Raw genomic sequence first — 17030 nt, forward strand, 5'->3', positions numbered from 1 at the left:
GAAACAATAACGACCCTCTCGTACGGCCCCGGAGACTCCGCGCATGCGCAGCTACTCCGACCTCTTCCGCACCCCCGAGTTCACCCCCCTCTTCCTTACTTCCGCGCTCAAGGCCGCGGCCTCGACGATCGGCGGTCTGGCCATCGGGACGCTGGTCTACAAGGCGACCGACTCACCCCTGCTGTCCGCGGTGAGTATGTTCGGCCCGCAGCTGGCGCAGGTGGTCGGCGCGACCACGCTGCTGTCGGCGGCGGACCGGCTGGCACCGCGCGCGACGACGGCGGGCATCGCGCTGTCCTTCGCGGTCGGTACGGCGGTGATGGCGGTGCCCGGTCTTCCGGTCGGGGCGGTCTTCGCCCTGATCGCCCTCCTCGGCCTGGTCTCGTCGCTCGGCGGCGGGGTCCTGTGGGGCCTGCTGAACGAGATCCTGTCCAAGGACGGCTATCTGCTGGGCCGTTCGGTCTTCAACATGGTCAACGGCCTCATGCAGATCACGGGTTACGCGACGGGCGGCGTCCTGGTGGCCCTGCTCTCGCCGAGGCGCACCCTGGCGATCGCGGCGGTCCTGTACCTGGCGTCCGCCCTGGTCGCACGTTTCGGCATGTCCCGCCGGGCGCCGAGGGCCGGCGGCCGCCCCTCGATCGCGCGGACCTGGCGCACGAACGGACTGCTGTGGTCCTCGCCCGCGCGCCGCACGACGTATCTGCTGCTGTGGATTCCGAACGGCCTGATCGTCGGCTGCGAGTCCTTGTACGTGTCGTACGCCCCGGACCGGGCGGGTCTGCTCTTCGCCAGCGCGGCGCTCGGCATGTTCGTCGGCGATGTGACGACGGGCCGCTTCGTCCCGCCGGTGGTCCGTCGCCGCCTGGGCATCCCCTTCCTGCTGCTCCTGGCCGCCCCGTACCTGCTGTTCGCCCTTCGTCCGGGGGTGGGCGTGGCGGCGGTGGCCGTGGCGGTCGCCTCCGTGGGCTTCGGCGCGAGTCTGATCCAGCAGGAACGGCTGATGGCCCTGACCCCGGACGAACTGAGCGGCCACGCCCTGGGGCTGCACTCCGCGGGCATGCTGACGATGCAGGGGGTGAGCGCGGCGCTGGCGGGAGCGGTGGCTCAGCTGACCTCTCCAGGGACGGCGATGACCGTGATGGCGACCGCCTCGGTCGCCGTGACGCTGTCGCTTTCGGGCTACCGCCAACACCTGGAGGTGTCCGCATCGCGGGAAGAGCAATCAGAAGTGAACGCCCTCTGAACCCCGAAAGGTTGTGCAATCAGAGCCACAACTACCCCTTGGGAGCCGCGGTCGAAGGAGATGACCACACGCGCACGGACACGCGCACAGACCTCATCGGGCCCCTTAGGGCCCCTTCGGGCCTCATCAAGGAGAACCATGTTCAGTCGCCGTATCACCGCTCTGCCGGGAGTGCTGGCGCTCGCCACCGCCGCCGTGGCCGTAGCCGTCACCGCCCCGACGGCACACGCCGCCACCGCCAAGAGCGCGACCGCGGTCGTCGTCGGCCAAAAGCTCTACTACACGGCGGCCGCAGGCCAGAAGAACAACCTGACCATCTCCTGGGCGCTCGGCGCGACCGACCCGGCATCCCAGCTGGCCGACTACATCTACACCTTCGACGACACCGTCAAGATCTCCCTCGGCGCGGGCTGTGTCCGTCCGGACGGCGGCGACGACACCAAGGCGGTCTGCACGGTCACGGAGCCCGACTCCGAGGCGTCCGACCTCGACTCCCTGATCGTCGACCTCGGTGACGGCGACGACACCGCGACGGTCAATGCCAACAACAACGGGTACGCGAGGATCTACGGCGGCCCGGGCAACGACACCCTGACCGGCCACGGCGCGGACGTCCTCTACGGCCAGGGCGGCGACGACCACCTCTCCGGAGGCGGCGGGGTCTACAGCGAGGGCGCGTACGGCGGTCCGGGCAACGACACCCTCACGAACTGCGGCTACACCTGCCACGGCGGCGCGGGCAACGACACCCTGTACGGCGGCGTGAGCGAGTCCAACGCCGAGCAGACCGACTACGGCAACGCCCTGTACGGCGACGACGGCAACGACAAGCTGTACGGCAACGCGGGCAGCGACCTGCTCCAGGGCGGCAAGGGCAACGACACCCTGTACGGCGGCACGGGCGCCGACAAGCTGTACGGCAACAGCGGGAACGACGTCCTGCACGGCGGTGCGGGCAAGGACTTCCTGTCCGGCGGGCCGGGCACCGACAAGGAGTACCAGAACTAGTCAGCGACGCACGAGTGAGGCGGCGACTTTGACGCGGTCGCCGCCTTGTTCTCCGGAGTGCGAGTACGAGTACGAGTCAGGCGCGGCCCGGGCCCTCGATGGCGCGCAGGGCGTCGATGACGCTGGCCACGTGACCGCGGGCGGCGGCCTCGGCGCGCTGGGGGTCGCGGTCGGCGATGGCCTCGACGAGGGCGAGGTGTTCGCCCAGGGAGACCTGGGGGCGGCCGGACTGCAGGGCCAGCCGGAACTGGTGGCGGACGATCTGTGCGTTGAGCCGGGTGAGGAGTTCGGCGGCGGTGTCCTGGCCGGAGATGTCGCGGACGAAGTCGTGGAGCTGGCGGTTGAGCTCGGAGTACTTGAGGGGTTCGCCCGCCTGGACCGCGGCACGCAACTGGTCGCCGAGTGCGAAGAGTTGCTCGATCTGCGCGTCGGTGACCCGTTCGGCGGCCTTGGCCGCGCACAGGCCCTCGAGGACCATGCGGCACTCGTAGATCTCGACGGCCTCGCTCACGGAGACGGTCCGTACCCGGGCCCCGCGGTTGCGGATCCGCTCCACCAGCCCGTCCGCCGCCAGATCGACGAGCGCGGCGCGCACGCTGGCGCGTGTGACATCGAACTGGTCGGCCAGCTCGGCCTCGACCAGACGCTGTCCCGGCACCATGTCACCGGCGAGGATGGCCTGGCGCAGTGCGACCAGGGCCTGTTCCTTGGCCGCGGCGCCGCTGCCTTTGGCACTGCCGGTTGCAGGGGACACGTTGCGTACTCCTCTTGATAGTTCTGGGAGATGGTTACCGACCGTAGGTCGGTTAGACAAAATCGTCAACAATTTGCACCTGGCTTGAATCCGTCGCACGGGCGGTCTTCCATAAAATTCGTTCGTGAAGGTATTGTTTGGCGCCTTGGTTCTGGTCGGACGACTATCTCTGGAAGGACACCCGGCGTGGACGACGTGATGGAAGCTCTGCGGGACCGGTTCGGCGGCGCGGGCCCGGAGACCGCCCTCGGCGACGAGGAACTGACGGCCGCGGTGGCCGTCGCGGTGCATCGGCGCACCGGGGCCCGGGAGATCGAGCTCGACGGCGCCGGGCAGCTGACCCTGGACCCCGGGCTGACCTTCCGCGAGGTGACCGCCCGGGTGCGGGAACTCGGCGCCGGGCTCGGCGTGGTGCCGGGAGCCGGTATCGAACTCGACGTGGACCTCGACCGGTTGGCGCTGTTCGTCGAACGGCTCGCCGGGCAGTCCGACGTACCCGTCGACCAGGTGGATCTGGCGTACCCCGAGGAGCTGGAGCGGCTCCGTGCGTGGAACGACACCGCGCACCCCGTGCCCGTGACCACCCTCGTACGGCTCATGGAGGAGCAGGCGGCGCGTACGCCCGACGCCGAGGCGGTACGGGACGAGGCCGGCGCCCTCGACTTCGCGCGTCTGGACGGGGAGGCGAACCGTGTCGCCCGGCTCCTGATCGCCCGTGGCGCCGGTCGCGGGCGGACGGTCGCGGTCGCGCTGCCCCGGTCGGCCCGGCTGCCGACGGCCCTCGTGGCCGTACTCAAGTCCGGTGCGGCGTATGTGCCGTTGGATCTCGATCATCCGGCGGGGCGGATCGCGGCGGTGCTGGAGGACACCCGGCCGGTCGCGGTGATCGCGGCGGGCGGCTCCGGAGCGGCGATCGGAGTGGCGGGATCGGGAGGAGAAGGGGTGCGCGTGCTGGACCTCGACAGTCCCGACCTCCTCGCCGAACTCGCCCGCACCTCCGATGCCCCCCTCCACCCCGACGAACTGACCACCGGTCCCCTCCGTCCCGAAGACCCCGCCTACGTCATCCACACCTCCGGCACCACGGGCCGTCCCAAGGGCGTGGTCGTCTCGCACGGGGCGATCTGCAACCGGCTGCTGTGGATGCGGGAGGAGTACGCGACCGGCGCGCACGACCGGGTGCTGCACAAGACGCCGGTCGGGTTCGACGTGTCCGTGTGGGAGCTGTTCCTGCCGCTGATCAGCGGTGCCGTGATGGTGGTCGCGCCGCCCGGGGCGCACCAGGACCCGATGCGCCTCGCGGAGCTGGTACGGCGTGAACGCGTCACACTCGCCCACTTCGTGCCGTCGATGCTCCAGGTCTGTCTGCAGGACCCCGCGCCCTGGCGGGGTACGGCGCTGCGGCGGATCATCTGCAGCGGCGAGGCGCTGCCCACCGAACTCGCCGCCCGGGCCGTGACGGTCACCGGCGCCGAGGTGCACAACCTGTACGGGCCCACCGAGGCCGCCGTGGACGTCACCGCGTGGGCCCACTCGGCGGCCGACACCACCCCCACGGTGCCCATCGGGCGGCCGGTGTGGAACACCCGGACCCATGTCCTGGACGCGGCGCTGCGACCGGTGCCGCCGGGGACGGTGGGCGAGCTGTACCTCGCCGGTGACCAGCTCGCGCTGGGATACCTGGGGCAGCCGGAGCTGACGGCGGAACGGTTCGTCGAGGATCCGTTCGGATCCGCCGGTGATCGCATGTACCGGACCGGCGACCTCGTACGGCACCTGGCGGGCGGCGAGCTGGAGTTCCTCGGCCGGGCCGACCAGCAGATCAAGCTGCGCGGGGTACGGATCGAACCGGCCGGCGTCGAAGCGGCGCTGGTCGCCCACGCGAGCGTCCGGGCCGCCGCCGTGCTGCTGCGCGAGGACCGGCCGGGGCATCCGTATCTCGCCGCCTACGTGGTCCCGGCCGAGGGTTTCGGCGACGGCGGGCCCGGGGTCTGGCGGGAGCACCTGGCGGGGCTGCTGCCGGACGCGATGGTGCCGAGCGCCTTCGTCACGCTCGACCGGCTGCCGACCACCGTCAACGGAAAACTGGACCGCGCGGCCCTCCCGGCGCCTTCGACGGCCGTCACCTCCCCCGGGAGCCACGAGGCCGGGGAGGCCGGGGAGGCCGAGGAACCGCGTACCGAACGCGAACGTGCCCTGTGCGCCCTGTTCGCCCGTGTCCTCGGCCTGGACCGGGTCGGGCCGCACGACAACTTCCTCCACCTGGGCGGGCATTCGCTGACCGCCGCCCGCCTGTCGACGCTCGTCCGTACGGTCCTGGGCGTCGAGCTGTCGCTCCGCGACCTGTACGAGCGGCCCACCCCCGCCGCGCTCGCCGTACGCCTCGACGACGCCCCGGCCGCCCGGCCGCCGCTCACCGTCGGCCCCCGGCCCGTGCGCATCCCGCTGTCCGCGGCGCAGTCGAGCCTGTGGTTCCTGGACCGGATGGGCGGCGGCGGGGCCGCGTACAACATGCCGCTCGTGCTGCGGCCCCGGCGGGCGCCGGACGTGGCCGCGCTGCGCGCCGCGCTCGCCGACCTCACCGACCGGCACGAGATCCTGCGCACCCGGGTGCGTGTGGTCGACGGCACGCCGTATCAGGAGATCGCCGAAGTGGGCGGCGTACGGCCCGAGCCGGCGGTCGTGGACTGCCCGCGGGACGAGATCGAGGCGCACGTGGCCGCCGCCGCCCACCGCCGGTTCGACCTGGAGCGGGACACCCCGCTGTGGGGTGCCGTGATCGGCGGGCGGGTCGTGGTCCTCGTACTCCATCATGTGGCCGGAGACGGCTGGTCGCTGGCGCCGCTGGCACGGGAGCTGGGGCACGCGTACGAGGCGCGCGCGGCGGGGCGGGCGCCGGAGTGGGAGCCGCTCGCGGCGCAGTACGCCGACTATGCGCTGTGGCAACGGGAGGTGCTCGACCGTACGGCGCTGACGGAGACGCAGAGGGGCTTCTGGCGGCGGGCGCTCGACGGGCTGCCGGAGGAGATCGCGTTGCCCGTGGACCGGCCGCGTGGCGGAGCCGGTGACGGTGAGGCGGGAGGCAACCTCGCGGTGGCCGTCGACGCGCGGCTGCACGGGGCGTTGCGGCGGCTCGCCGCGGAGTCCGGGGCGAGCCTGTTCATGGTGCTGCACGCGGCCCTCGCCGCCCTGCTCACCCGGTCCGGTGCGGGCAGCGACATCCCGCTCGGGACGCCGGTCGCCGCCCGGGGGGACAGCGCGCTCGACGGGCTGATCGGGCACTTCGCCAACACGCTGGTGCTGCGCGCCGACACCTCCGGCGACCCCGCCTTCCGTGAACTGCTCGACCGGGTCCGGGCCGCGGACCTCGCGGCCTACGACCACCAGGACCTGCCGTTCGAGTGGGTGGTGGAGGAGCTGAACCCGGCCCGCGTGCCCGGCCGCCACCCGCTGTTCCAGGTGATGCTGGCGCTGCAGAACAACGCGGACGCCGAACTCCGGCTCGGGGAGGAGGCGTTGACGCTTGAGCCGTACGCCACCGCCACCGCGAAGTTCGACCTGTTCTTCAACGCCGTCGAGCGGCACGCCGGTGACGGCGCCCCCGGCGGAATCGACTTCCGCGTCGACTACCGCGCGGACCTCTTCGACGCGGATACGGTGGCGGCGCTGGGCGAGGCCTGGGTCGCGCTCCTGGAGGCCGTCGCCGTCGACGCCGGGCGCCGGGTGGGCGAACTGCCCGCGCCGCGGCACACGCGGCGCCCCGAGCGGATCTCGGCCTCGGCGGAGTCGTCGGTTCTCGGACGGGACGGCATGCGGGACGCCGTCGCCGTCGAGGGTCCCGACGGCCGTCCCCTCGTACTGGCCGTGCCCGACCGGGACGGCGCGGTGCGGCGGGCCGCCGAGGCCACGGGGCTGCGGGTGGCGGCGGTCTCCGACCTGCCGCGTACCCCGGACGGCCGGGTGGACCGCGCGGCCCTCGCCGCCGTGCCGCCGGTCGACGACGTGACCGCCGCGCAGTGGCAGCGCGAACTCGCCGCGCTGCCCGGGGTGCTGGCGGCCGAGGTCACCTTGGAGCCGGATGTACCGGATCTCGGGGAGCTGGAGTTCGCCACCGGCGCGCGGAGCGCAGCCGTCTCCGGGCCCTCGGCCTCAGCCCCTGCGCCCGACGAAGCCCCCGCCCCGAACGAAGCTCCCGCGCCCCCCGCCCTCAGCGAAGGCCCCGCCCTCCCCGAGCCCGGTGTCCGCACGCTCCCCGAGGCGTTGCTGCGGGCCGCGCAGGCCGGGCCGCAGGGGGAGATCGTGCAGGTGCGGGCCGACGGCGCGGAGGTGCGGCGGAGTTACGAGAGCCTGTACGCCGAGGCCACCCGGGTGCTCGGCGGGCTGCGCGCCCGGGGTCTGGCGCCCGGCGACGCCGTGATCCTCCAGTGCGACGACAACGAGGACTTCCTGGCCGCTCTGTGGGGCTGCCTGCTGGGCGGCATCGTCGTCGTACCGCTGACCGTGCCGCCCTCGTACGACACCGCGTCGGCGGCCCGCGCCAAGCTGGTCGGCGTGCACGGGATGCTCGGCCGGCCCTGGGTGATCACCTCGGGGCGGCACGAGGGCGCCCTGCGGACGGTCCTCGGCGATGCGGGAGGCGATGCGGGAGGCGACGCGGGTGACGGTGCCGCCGCGCCCCGCCTCGCCACGGTCGGCGTGCTGCGCGAGGCCGAGGCGGACCTCGCGATCCACCCCGCGCGGCCCACGGACGTCGCGCTGATGCTGCTGACCTCCGGCAGCACGGGCCTGCCCAAGGCGGTACGCCTCAGCCACCGCAACATCCTCACCCGTTCCGCCGCCACCGCCGCCGTCAACGCCCTCACCAGCGAGGAGACCTCGCTGAACTGGATTCCGATGGACCACGTCACCGGTGTGGTGATGTTCCACCTCCGGGACGTGTACCTCGGCTGCCGACAGGTGCACGCGCCCACCCCCTGGGTGCTCGCCGACCCGTTGCGCTGGCTCGACCTGGCCGACCGGCACCGCGCCACCGTCACCTGGGCGCCCAACTTCGCCTTCGGCCTGCTCGCCGAGCACGCCCACCGCCTGACGGACCGCGACTTGGACCTCTCCCCGCTGCGGTTCATCACCAACGCGGGCGAGGTGGTGGTCGCCGCCACCGCGCGCCGCTTCCTGGAACTCCTCGCCCCGTACGGCCTGCCGGGCACCGCGATGCATCCCGGCTGGGGCATGTCCGAGACCTCGTCCGTGGTCACCGACGCCGAACTGCCCGCCGAGCCGGTCCCGGACGAGGGCGCGGTCGTCAGCTGCGGACTGCCCTACCCCGGGTTCGCGATGCGCGTGGTCGAGGACGTCGACGGTACGGACCGGGTCGTGCCGGAGGGCACACCCGGACGGCTCCAGGTCCGCGGCACCTCCGTGACCGAGGGCTACCACGACAACCCGGAGCAGAACGCCGAGGCCTTCACCGCCGAGGGCTGGTTCGAGACCGGCGACCTGGCGTACCTGCGCGACGGTGAGCTGTACCTCACCGGTCGCGCCAAGGACGTCATCATCATCAACGGCGTCAACCACTACAGCCACGAGATCGAGGCCGTCGCCGAGGAACTCCCGTTCGTGGAGCGGTCGTTCACCGCCGCCTGCGCCGTGCGTACCGACCCGGCCGCCGTCACCGACTCCCTCGCCCTCTTCGTCCACCTCGCGCCCGGCACGGACGAGGCGGCCGCCCTGCGCGAACTGCGCGGCAAGGTCGCCCGCGAGACCGGGGTCGCCCCCGCCCACCTGGTGCCCGTCGGGGCGGACGACATCCCCAAGACCGAGATCGGCAAGATCCAGCGCACCCTGCTGCGGCGGCGCTTCGAGGCGGGGGAGTACGACACCGTCGTACGCCGTGTCGAACGGCTGCTGGGGACGGCGGAGACGGTACCGGACTGGTTCCTGCGGCCGGTCTGGCAGCGCGCGGAGCGCGCCGAGCGAGCCGAACGCCCCGCGGGCGCCGGGAGCGCCGGGCCTTCCCGGACGGCCCTCGTCGTCGGGGCGGGCGCCGCGGGGCTCGCCGGGGCGTGGCGTGCGGCGGGCGGCCTGTGCACGGTAGCGACGTGGGCGGAGGAGTTCGTACGCCGTGACGTCGCCGACTACGGTCTGCGGCCCGACTCCGTCGACGACTGGACCGTACTCCTGGACCGGCTGGCGGCGGACGGGCGTACGCCTGACGTCGTGGTGCTCCTGTGGGAGGACGAGGCCGAGGACAAGGACGAGCACAGGCACAAGGGCGAGGGCGAGGGCGAAGCCGACTCCGCCGAGACCCTGTTGGTCCTGGTGAAGGCGCTCGCCGCGCGGGCGACACCGGTCGCCGTCCACCTGGTGACCGTGAACGCCTGGGCGGTACGGGAGGACGACCGGCCCTCGTACGCCCACGCCGCCGCGGGCGGACTGCTGAAGAGCCTGCGGGCCGAACTCCCGTGGCTGGACGGCCGTCACATCGACGTCGACGAGCCCGACGCCCAGACCCTGTCGGCGGAGATCCGGGGCTACGACCGCACCCTCGAAGTCGCCTACCGTGACGGCCGCCGCTGGGTGCGCAGGCTGGAGCCGGTCACCGGACCACTGCCATCCGCCCCGGCCCTCCCAGCCGGTGGATTCGTCGTCGTCAGCGGCGGTCTCGGCGGGCTCGCCACCGAGATCGGCGCGCAGCTGCTGGCCACCCCGGGCACCCGACTGCTCCTGCTCGGCCGCACCGAACTGTCCGCCGAGCGGGAGGGCTCCGACCGGCTCGCCGCCTACCGGCGCCTGCGCGAACTCGGCCAGGTCCGCTACGAGCCCGTCGACGTCACCGACGAGCAGCGGGTGCGCGCGGCCGTCGATCGGGCGGCGCGGGAGTGGGGTGCCCCGCTCGCCGGGGTCTTCCACCTGGCGGGCGGCTTCGACCAGCGGCCCGCCGTGGAGTACTCGGTACGGGAGTGGCGTGACGCCCTCGCCGCCAAGGTCACCGGCGGCCGGGTGCTCGCCGACCTCGCGGCCGACCACCCGGGAGCGGTGTTCGTCGCCTTCTCCTCCGTCAACGGCTTCTTCGGCGGGGCGCTGAGCGGCGCCTACTCGGCCGCGAACGCCTTCCTCGACGCGCTGGCCACCCATCAGCGCCGGGTCGTGGGCGTCGACGCGCGCAGTCTGGCGTGGAGCCGCTGGGACGAGCTCGGCATGAGCCGCGGCTACGGTCTGGCCGCGCTCACCGAGGCCCGCGGATACCGCACCATCACCCGGTCGGCCGGGCTGCGCAGCCTCCGGGCCGCGCTCGGCATCGACGCGCCGCACCTCCTGATCGGCGCGGACCGCGGCGCGGTGTGGGTGGGCAGCCATGTGGCCGCCCCGGCCCGCCCGCTGTACCGGCCGGCGGCCCGCGTCACCCTCGCCGCGGACACCGACCTGGGCGCCCTGTACCGCGCCGCCGCCGAGACCGCCGTACGGGTCGGGGCGGGGGAGCGGTGGGTGCTGCGGGCGGCGGCCGGGAGCGCGGGCACCGAGGCCGTTGCCCCGGGCTCGGCGCCGGTCCCCGATACGGCCCCGGCCCCGGTGCCGGATACGACCCTGGCCCTGGAGGAGCAACTGACCGCCATCTGGCGCGAAGTCCTGGGCACCGACCGGGTCGGCCCGCTGGACAACTTCTTCGACCTCGGCGGTACGTCCCTGCTGCTGGTCCGCGTCCAGGCGCTGACCGGGGAACGGCTGGGCCACGAGCTCACCGTCGTCGACCTCTTCGACCACCCCAGCGTGCGCGCGCTCGCCGCCCACCTCGCCACCCGCCCGGCCGGGCCGACCCCCGCGCCCGACTCCGCCCCCGACTCGTCCCCGTCCCCGACTCTCCGGCGCGCCCGTGACCGTGCCGCTCGGCACCGTGTCGCCCGCCCCGCCCGCCGCCCCCTGGACACCGAAGGGACCGCACGTCATGTCTGAACCCACAGAGGAATTCCCCGCGGGCGCCGCACCGGAAGTACCGGAAGTACCGGAAGTACCGGAAGCACCGGGAGACACGGGAGCCTTCGATGTCGCCGTCGTCGGGCTGGCCGGGCGCTTCCCGGGGGCCGCGACCGTGGACGAGTTCTGGGAACTGCTCGCCGAGGGGCGGGAGGGAGTCCGGGATGTCACCGACGAGGAGTACCTCGCGGCGGGCGGCGACCCGGCCGGCCTCGACGACCCGTCCCTCGTCCGCAAGGTCTCCGTCCCCGACGGCATCGACCTCTTCGACGCCGCGTTCTTCGGCTACAGCCCGGCCGACGCCGAACTCCTCGACCCACAGCAGCGGTTGCTCCTGGAGTGCGCCTACCACGCCCTGGAGGACGCCGGATACGCCGTTCTGCCCGACGAGCCCGTGGTCGGCGTGTACGCGGGGGCCGAGGACAGCCAGTACTACGCGGCGCACGTCCACCCGCGCTTCGCGGGCAGGCCCGACTCCGTGGCCCGTACGCACGCCGCCATCAGCAACTCGCTGGGCGCGACGGCCACCCGTATCTCGTACGAACTCGGCCTGACCGGGCCGAGCCTGAGCGTCCAGACCACCTGCTCGACCGGCCTGGTCGCCGTGCACACCGCCTGTCAGGAACTGCTCGGCTTCAAGTGCGACCTCGCGCTGGCCGCCGCCGCGAGCATCGACCCGACGGCGGTACTGGGCTACCACCACATCCCCGACGGCCCCTACGCGCCGGACGGCCGCATCCGGGCCTTCGCCGCGGACGCCCGGGGCACGGTCTCCGGCGGCGGCGCCGGCGTGGTCGTACTCAAGCGCCTGGAGGACGCGCTGGCCGCCGGGGACCGTATCCGGGCCGTGGTCAGGGGCACCGCCGTCAACAACGACGGCCGCCGCAAGATGGGCTTCACCGCGCCCAGCGCCGAGGGACAGACCGAGGTGATCCTGGAGGCACAGGCCGCCGCGGGTGTCGACGCCGGATCGATCACGTACGTGGAGGCGCACGGCACCGGCACCCGGATCGGCGACCCCATCGAAGTCGCCGCGCTGACCCGGGCGTTCCGGGAGACCACCGAGCGGCGGCAGTACTGCGCGCTGGGCTCCGCCAAGACCAACATCGGCCATCTCGGCGCCGCCGCGGGTCTGGTCGGGTTCATCAAGACCGTGCTCGCCCTGGAACACCGGGCCATCCCGCCCAACCTGCACTTCGACGCTCCCAGCCCGCTCATCGACTTCGCGTCGAGCCCCTTCCGGGTGCCGACCCGCCTGGAGCCCTGGGAGAGCCCGGACGGCCCGCGCCGCGCGGCGGTCAGCGCGTTCGGGGTGGGCGGCACCAACGCGCATGTGGTGCTGGAGGAGGCGCCGCGGAGCATGTCCGCCGAGCTCGATTCATTGCCCTGGTCGCCCGAACTCGGCGCATCGGCCGAACTCGGCGCATCGGCCGAACTCGGCGCATCGGCCGAGACCGGCGTATCTGCCGAGACCGGCGTATCTGCCGAGACCGGTTCATCGTCCGAGGGCACGGGCTGGACCGTCCTCCCGCTCTCCGCCCGCACCCCGGCCCCCCTGCGCACCATGGCCACCGACCTGGCCGCGCACCTCACGTCGTACCCGCTCCCCGATGTCGCCGAGGGCCTGCGCACCGGGCGCCCCGAGATGCCGTACCGGACCGCCGTCGTCGCCTCCGACGCCGAGGACGCCGTCCGGGCGCTGGACGGCGTCCTGCCGCCGGTCTCGCACGTTCAGCCGGGCCGGGTCCCGCCCGTCGCGTTCCTGCTGCCCGGCGGCGGCACCCAGTACGTCGGTATGGGCGCCGGGCTCTACCGCGCCCTGCCCGTCTACCGCGACGCCATCGACACCTGCGCCCGTATCCTGCGCCCGCACCTCGGCCACGATCTGCGGACCGATCTGTACGAGCACACCGCACCGGGCAGCCCAGAGGCGTTCCTGTCGCTGGTGGCCACCCAGTACGCGCTGGCGAGCACCCTGCTGGAGCACGGGGTGCGCCCCGCCGCGCTGATCGGGCACTCGCTCGGCGAGTACACCGCCGCCTGCCTGGCCGGGGCGATCTCCCTGGAGGAGATGCTGCCGCTGGTCGCCACCCGCCTCCGGCTGATCACCGCGGCGGGCGGCGCCACCACCTCCGTGGCGCTCGGCGAGCGGGAACTGCGCGGCTACCTCGACGAGGGCGTGTCCCTGGCCGCCGTCAACGGCCCGGCCGCCTGCACCGTCGCGGGCCGCGAGGACGCGATCGCCGCGCTGGAGGCCAAGTTCGCCGCGAACGGGGTCACCCACCGGCGGCTGCGGATGCCCGCCGCCGCCCACTCCCTCGTCCTCGACCCCGTCCTGGAGACCTTCGCGACGGCGCTGGAGGGCGTCACCTTCCGGCCGCCGCGCATCCCGTACGTCACCAATGTCACCGGCACCTGGATCACCGACGAGCAGGTGACCGACCCCCGCCACTGGCTCGCCCACACCCGCGAGACGGTCCGCTACGCCGACGGCATCACGGCCCTGTGGGACCGCGGCGCCCCGCTGCTCCTGGAGGTGGGCCCCGGCCAGATCCTCACCACCCTCGCCGAGTCCGCCCTCCCCGACGCGGTCCCGACGACCGTCCCCACCCTGCGCCACGCGAAGGCCGACCGCCCGGACACCCAGGTCCTCGGCGAGGCCCTCGGCCGGCTGTGGAGCGCGGGAGCACCGGCGGACCTGGACCGCTGGAACCGTACGGGCGGTGGTACGGGCGACACGAGGGGCGCGCGCCGCCGGGTGCCGCTGCCGCCGTACCCCTTCGACCGTCGCCGCCACTGGATCCCCGCACCGCGCGCGACCGAGCGGACGGACGTCTCAACATCCGTGTCCACCAGCGCTGTTGAGCCGGATACCGCAGAAACCGCACACTCCCCCCGTACCCCCCGTACCCCCCGCCCCCACCTGGCCGTCCCGTACATCGCACCCCGCACCGACCTCGAACGCGCCGTGACCGCGCACTGGGAGGACGTGCTCGGTATCGCCGGAATCGGTGTCGAGGACAACTTCTTCGACCTGGGGGGCGACTCGATGCGCGCGGTGCTCCTGACGGGGCGCCTGCGCGCGGCCGGAGTGCTGGACGTGCCCGTCAGCCGGGTACTGGCCGCGCCGACCGTGGCCGCCCTGGCCGTCGACCCGGAGGAGAACGGGGCCGGGGAAGGGGCAGGCGAAGGGGCCGGGAACGCCTTCGCGCCGGTTCTGCCGCTGCGGTCCGGCGGCGCGCGGCGCCCGCTGTTCTGTGTGCACCCCAGCATCGGCACCGCCTGGTGCTACACGGCCCTGCTGCCCCGGCTCGGCCCCGACCAGCCGGTGTACGGGCTCCAGGCGGACGGACTCGACGGGCGGCTGCCGGTCGTCGCGGACGCCGGGCGGATGGTCGCCGGCTATCTGGAGCGGGTACGGGCCGTCCAGCCGCACGGCCCGTACCGGCTGCTCGGCGGGTCGTACGGCGGAGTCGTCGTCCATGCCATGGCCACCGAACTGCGCCGCCAGGGCGAGCGGGTCGAACTGCTCGCGATGATGGACTCGCCGCTGCCCGCCCTGCTGGCCGCGCTGCCGGTGCCGGACGTCGCCGAGGCCGAGCGGCAGGTCGCGGCGATCCTGCGTGGCGACGGCTCCGAGGTGCCGGTCGACGACACCGACGTCCGCGCGATGGCCCGCGTCTTCGCCAACAACCTGCGGGTGTCGGGGGGCTTCGAGCTCGGTCGGTTCGACGGCGACCTGCTCTTCTTCACCGCCGACGGGCCCGGCTCCGTACCCGAGGGGCTGCCTTCGTCCACCGGGCCCGAGCCGCTCGCCCGGCAGTGGCAGCGGCACCTCGCGGGCACCGTCCACGACCACCGACTGCCCTGCGGCCACTACGAGATGACCCGCCCGGAACACATCGCCCGCGTCGGCGACGTACTCGCCGAGGCCCTCGCCCACTGACCTGGCCCACTGACCGAACCCGCTGACCCGACTGACCCCGCACTGGAGGGAACCTGCGATGACCACCCTGCTGACACCCCCGATCACCGCCCCGATCACCGCCCCGATCACTGAGCCGACGACCGCGCCGACGACCGCCCCGACGACCGAGGACCTCTACGAACTCGGTGACGCCCCGCCGCTGGGCCGGATCCCCCGGCACATGTACGCCTCGGTGATCCGGCCCGAGCGCTACGGCCGTCCCGCGGACGCGTTCCGTACCGAGGTCGTCGACACCCCGCGGCCGGGCCGCGGCCAGGTGCTGATCAAGGTGATGGCGGCCGGCGTCAACTACAACAACGTCTGGGCCGCGCTCGGCCACCCGGTCGACGTCGTCGCGGCCCGGGCGCGCCGGGGCGACACCGACCCCTTCCACATCGGCGGCTCCGACGGCTCCGGTGTGGTGTGGGCGGTGGGCGAGGACGTCCGTACGCTGAAGCCGGGCGACGAGGTGGTGCTGCTCGGCAACCAGTGGGACGAGAGCGCCGAGGACATCCGGCTCGGCGCCGACCCGGCGACGTCGTCCTCGCAGACGGTGTGGGGGTACGAGGAGAACTTCGGCTCCTTCGCACAGTTCGCCGTCGCCGACGAGTACATGTGCCACCCCAAGCCGCGCCGGCTGTCCTGGGCCGCGGCCTCCTGCTACATGGTCACCGCGGCCACCGCCTACCGGCAGCTGTTCGGCTGGCCGCCGAACACCGTGCGCCCCGGCGACCCGGTGCTGATCTGGGGCGGCGCCGGTGGCCTGGGCTGCATGGCGATCCAACTGGTGCGCTGGGCCGGGGGAGTTCCGGTCGCGGTGGTCTCCAGCGCGGAGCGCGGCGAGGAGTGCGTACGGCTGGGCGCCGAGGGCTGGATCGACCGGCGCGAGTTCGACCACTGGGGGCGGCTGCCGCACACCGACGACCAGGAGGCGATGGCGCGCTGGCTGGCCGGGGCCCGCGCTTTCGGCCGCCGATTCTGGGAGGTGCTGGGCGAGCGGCGGGCGCCCCGGGTGGTCCTTGAGCACTCCGGCGCCGACACCATCCCCACCTCGATGTACCTGTGCGACAACGCGGGCATGGTCGTCATCTGCGGGGGCAGCACCGGCTACAACGGCGATGTGGACCTGCGCTTCCTGTGGATGCGGCAGAAGCGTCTGCAGGGCTCGCACGCGGCCAACGCCCAGCAGGCCCGTGAGGTCACCGAGCTCGTCGACCGGGGCATCCTCGACCCCTGTCTGTCGCTGACCTTCGGCTTCGAGCACCTGGGCGAGGCCCACCAGCTCCTGCACGACAACGCCCACCCCCCGGGCAACCTCGCGGTCCTGGTCGGCGCGCGGGACGCGGAGGAGGGGGCGAGCGTCTGACAGAGCGGCAACGGCCTTGTCTCTACGCCGACTTAGCTGACGTCGTCGACTTCGCCGACGTCGTCGGCCGCGGCACCACGGTGTCCAGGATCTCCCGGACGCGGTCGGCGATGTCGGCGCGGTCGTTGAGCACCCAGGAGATGTGCTGGGCTCCGAAGAACGCGGCGACCAGGACCCGGGCGGTGACGTCCGGGTCGGCCGTGGCGGGCAACTCGCCCTCGTTCTGGGCCTGCTTGAACCAGGTGACCAGCGACTCGGTGTAGCCCAGGTACGGCATCGGCAGGTCGGCGCCGATGAGGGAGCGCTCGATCTGCAGCCGGGCGCCCGCCTGGACCATCGTGTCGTCGCGGAAGGAGAGCGCCGTACGGACCAGGAGCTCGGCCACCGCGTCGAGGGGGGACAGCTCCGCCTCCTGCACCTCCACGTCGATCACCCCGAGCAGGTGGTAGAACTCCTCGGCCACGGCCTGGGCGAGGGCCTCCTTGTTCGCGAAGTGGAAGTAGACGGCCCCCTTCGTCACCCCGGCGAGCTCGGCCACGTCCGCCACGGTGACGGCGGGGAAGCCCTTGGTCGCGAACGCCTCCGCCGCCGCGTCGAGTACCTGCCCGCGGGTGCGCACGGCCCGCTCCTGCTTCAGGCCCGTGTCCTTGTGGCGGGGCGCGGCGTCCCGGGTGGGCCGGGACGTCCGGGAGCTGCTTTCCGCGGCCATGGTGTCCAT

General features: G+C 73.5%; 7 protein-coding genes. 5 read left to right on the forward strand and 2 right to left on the reverse strand.

The features are described 5' to 3' along the window. Nucleotides 1–43: 43 nt before the first annotated feature. Nucleotides 44–1246 carry an MFS transporter gene (locus OG747_RS25355; protein ID WP_405881653.1) on the forward strand — a complete coding sequence of 401 codons (1203 nt, stop codon included), beginning with the start codon at nucleotides 44–46 and terminating at the stop codon, nucleotides 1244–1246. A gap of 138 nt (nucleotides 1247–1384) precedes the next feature. Next, nucleotides 1385–2254, forward strand: a complete 870-nt coding sequence (locus OG747_RS25360) for a calcium-binding protein (protein WP_405881654.1) — start codon at nucleotides 1385–1387, stop codon at nucleotides 2252–2254. A 76-nt stretch (nucleotides 2255–2330) separates the two neighbouring features. Here OG747_RS25360 and OG747_RS25365 read toward each other — a convergent pair whose 3' ends face one another. Then, nucleotides 2331–3008: a GntR family transcriptional regulator gene (locus OG747_RS25365; RefSeq protein ID WP_405881655.1), complete on the reverse strand. Its 678-nt coding sequence runs from the start codon at nucleotides 3006–3008 to the stop codon at nucleotides 2331–2333. Between the two features lie 186 nt (nucleotides 3009–3194). Here OG747_RS25365 and OG747_RS25370 point away from each other — a divergent pair, with 186 nt between their 5' ends. From OG747_RS25370 to ccrA, 3 genes are all read left to right on the forward strand, one after another. After that, complete coding sequence (locus OG747_RS25370; RefSeq protein ID WP_405881656.1) at nucleotides 3195–10958, forward strand: amino acid adenylation domain-containing protein; 7764 nt, start codon at nucleotides 3195–3197, stop codon at nucleotides 10956–10958. Continuing rightward, nucleotides 10951–14925, forward strand: a complete 3975-nt coding sequence (locus OG747_RS25375) for a type I polyketide synthase (RefSeq protein WP_405881657.1) — start codon at nucleotides 10951–10953, stop codon at nucleotides 14923–14925. Before OG747_RS25370 ends, OG747_RS25375 begins: the two co-directional genes overlap by 8 nt. 202 nt (nucleotides 14926–15127) lie before the next feature. Continuing rightward, nucleotides 15128–16312: a crotonyl-CoA carboxylase/reductase gene (ccrA, locus tag OG747_RS25380; protein ID WP_405885662.1), complete on the forward strand. Its 1185-nt coding sequence runs from the start codon at nucleotides 15128–15130 to the stop codon at nucleotides 16310–16312. A 22-nt stretch (nucleotides 16313–16334) separates the two neighbouring features. Here ccrA and OG747_RS25385 read toward each other — a convergent pair whose 3' ends face one another. Next, nucleotides 16335–17030, reverse strand: a complete 696-nt coding sequence (locus OG747_RS25385) for a ScbR family autoregulator-binding transcription factor (protein ID WP_405881658.1) — start codon at nucleotides 17028–17030, stop codon at nucleotides 16335–16337.

It is taken from the genome of Streptomyces sp. NBC_01384 (assembly GCF_045040035.1).
In the GTDB taxonomy this organism is placed as follows: Bacteria; Actinomycetota; Actinomycetes; order Streptomycetales; family Streptomycetaceae; genus Streptomyces.